The 2,832-nt window shown below is 70.3% G+C and carries 2 protein-coding genes and 1 pseudogene; all 3 read right to left on the reverse strand.

The window, feature by feature from the left end; translation table 11 throughout:
* Positions 1 to 273: pseudogene (locus I6U14_RS15515) on the reverse strand (hypothetical protein); the annotation flags it as partial.
* Positions 270 to 1,241 carry an ABC transporter permease gene (locus tag I6U14_RS15520; RefSeq protein ID WP_296900427.1) on the reverse strand — a complete coding sequence of 324 codons (972 nt, stop codon included), beginning with the start codon at positions 1,239 to 1,241 and terminating at the stop codon, positions 270 to 272. The pseudogene I6U14_RS15515 and the gene I6U14_RS15520, both read right to left, overlap by 4 nt.
* Before the next feature lie 34 nt (positions 1,242 to 1,275).
* On the reverse strand, positions 1,276 to 2,577 hold the full coding sequence (locus I6U14_RS15525; RefSeq protein ID WP_296900428.1) for an MFS transporter: 1,302 nt from the start codon (positions 2,575 to 2,577) through the stop codon (positions 1,276 to 1,278).
* Positions 2,578 to 2,832: the final 255 nt, after the last annotated feature.

Raw genomic sequence — 2,832 nt, forward strand, 5'->3', positions numbered from 1 at the left:
GGCCCGCGTGCCCCACAGCAGCCGCGAGAGCAGATCGCGCCCGAGGTGATCCGTCCCCAGCGGATGGCCCGGCGAGAGTGCGGGCAGCATGCGGCGGGCGGGGTCGGTCAGCGCCGGGTCGGGCAGGGGCAGCAGCGGCGCCGCGAGCGCCGGCAGCAGTATCAGCGCCAGGAGTGCGAGGCCCGTCAGTGCCGCCGGATGCCGGCGCAGGCGCTGCAGCGCGTCGGCGCGCACATTCGGGCCGCTCGGCATTGCCTGGACAGCGCCGCTCATGCGGCGGCCGTGCGCGGGTCCAGCGCATGCTGGGCCAGGTCCGTGGCCAGGTTCACCAGCACATAGGCAGCCGCCAGCACCATCACCCCGCCCTGCACCAGCAGGAGATCCCGAGCGGCGATGGCGTCCACCAGCAGCCGGCCCAGACCTGGCCACTGAAAGATGGTCTCGATGTACACCGCGCCGCCGAGCACGAAGCCCGCCTGCAGGCCGATGACCGGCATCACCCTCGCCAGCACGCCCTTCAGCGCGTGCGCCAGCAGGATGCGCCGCTCCGTGAGCCCGCGCGCCCGGCACAGCCTGTGGTGTCCCGCGTGAACCACCTCCGGGGCGGGGCCGCGGCCAGTGCGCCCGATGACGCCGGCGGCAACCAGCGCCAGGCTCAGGCTCGGCAGAAGAAGGTTGCGTAGGATATCCGCGGCGGCTGCGGCCGTGCCGGGGTCCGTGCCCGTAAGCCAGGGCGTGACCATACCGCTCGCCGGCAGCCAGCCGAGCCAGACGGCAAACAGCAGAATCAGCAGCAGCCCGAGCCAAAACGGCGGCAAGGAGATGCCGAGCAGCACCGTCAGGGTCACCAGCCGGTCAGTGATGCGGTTATGGCGCAGCGCCGCCAACAGACCCGCCGCGAGCCCCAACACCGCTCCCAGGGCGAGGGCTGCCCCCGCCAGCAACAGGGTCGGCCCCAAGCGCTCCAGCACGGCCGCCGCCACCGGCCGCTCCAGCGACACCGAGCGACCCATCTCACCCTGCAGGATGCCGGCGACCCAACCAAGCCAGCGCCGCCACCAGGGCTGATCCAGGTGCAGCTCCGCCCGCAGCTCGGCAAGCCGCTCCGGCGTCGCATAGGGACCCAGGATGGCCAGCGCCGGATCTCCGGGCACCAGCGCCATCACCGCGAACACCACCAGCGAGACGCCGAGCAGCACCGGCGCCAGCAGCAGCAGGCGCTTGACGACGTAGCCACCCATGCCGAATCGCCTGCCGCAGCACCGACCCGCGCGGCTAGCCCGCAGCGAGCGGCCCCCGCGGCGGCGCCGGCACGGCTGCCGCATCCCGCTTACCGGCCGCCACGTCCACCCGCCACAGGAGTGCCGCGCCGAGGAGGAACAGGCACAGGATGGGCAGCAGCGAGAAGCGCGGGTCACCGGCGAGCGCCGCCGTGGTGCCCACCAGGAAAGGCCCAAGCACCGCCGCGAACTTGCCTACCATGTTATAGAAACCGAACAGCTCCGCCGTCTGCCCGGCCGGAATGAGCCCGGCGAAGAGCGCCCGGCTCAGTGCCTGGATGCCCCCCTGCACCAGGCCGATGGCGGCTGCCAGCGCATAGAAGTGCTCCACACGGGTCATTTGGGTGGCCGCCAGCACCACCAGCACATAGACGCCGATGGCGACCAGAATCGCAGGCTTGGGCCCAAAGCGGACGCCGAGGCGCCCGAACAGCAGCGCCGCCGGAAAGCCCACGAATTGGGTGATGAGCAGCGCCAGCATCAGGCTTGATGACGCGAAGCCCAAATCGAGGCCGTACTTGACGGCCATGAAGACGATGGTGTCCACGCCGTCGATGTAGAACCAGTAGGCCAGCAGGAACAGGAAGGTGTTGGGGAGCTGGCGGATCTGCCGCAAGGTCCGGCCCAGCTCGCGAAAGGCACCGATGGCAGCCCCCCGCAGTGAGCGCCGCCCGAGCCCCTGGCTCTCGGGCACGAAGAGCGCGAGCGGCACCGTGAACAGGGCCCACCAGAGCGCAACCGCCAGGAAGGCCGCCTGAACCGCCTCGCCCTCGTCGGCGAAGCCGAAGCGCTCCGGCACGAGCACCATCACGACGTTGACGGCAAAGAGCAGGCCGCCGCCGAGATAACCCAGGGCGTAGGCCAGCGAGGACGCGCGCTCGTAGTCCGACGGTGCGGCAACATCGGTGATCAGCGCGTCATTGAAGACGTTCCCGCCCAGGAAGCCGAGCAGCCCCGCGAGATACAGCAGCAGCGCCGCCTGCCAGTGCCCGGCGCCGAGCCAGAACAGCGCCGCGGTGGCCAGCACCCCGAGCAGCGTGAAGCCGAGCAGAAAGCGCTTCTTCGCGCCGAGCTGATCCGCCAATGCGCCCAGCACCGGCGCCGGCAGCACCAGGATCAGGCTCGCAGCGCTGGACGTGTAGCCGAGCCACTGGGTGCTCTGGGCATCCGGCAAATCCTGCGCCCAGAACTGCGAGAAAAACACCGGAAAGAAGCCCGCAATGACCACCGTCGCAAAGGCCGAGTTGGCCCAATCGTAGATCGACCAGGCGACGACTTTGGACGGCGGGCGAGACAAGACAGATAGCACGGGCGGAGTCAGGCGAAGGGCGGAGGGCTGAGGGCTGAGGGCTGAGGGCTGACGAAAGCATCAGTGCCGGCGGCCGGCGAAGCAAGCGCACAGCCCGTTCCTCCGCCCTCAGCCCTCCGCCCTTCCTATCAACCTCCCCCACCCGCAATCATCACCATCCGCACCAGCTCGGCGAGTGCGTATGCGCGCATTTTGTCCATCACCCGGGCGCGGTGGCCCTCGCAGGTATTGGGGGTGCAACGC

The sequence above is a fragment of the Thiohalocapsa sp. genome (assembly GCF_019695415.1).
In the GTDB taxonomy this organism is placed as follows: domain Bacteria; phylum Pseudomonadota; class Gammaproteobacteria; order Chromatiales; family Chromatiaceae; genus Thiohalocapsa.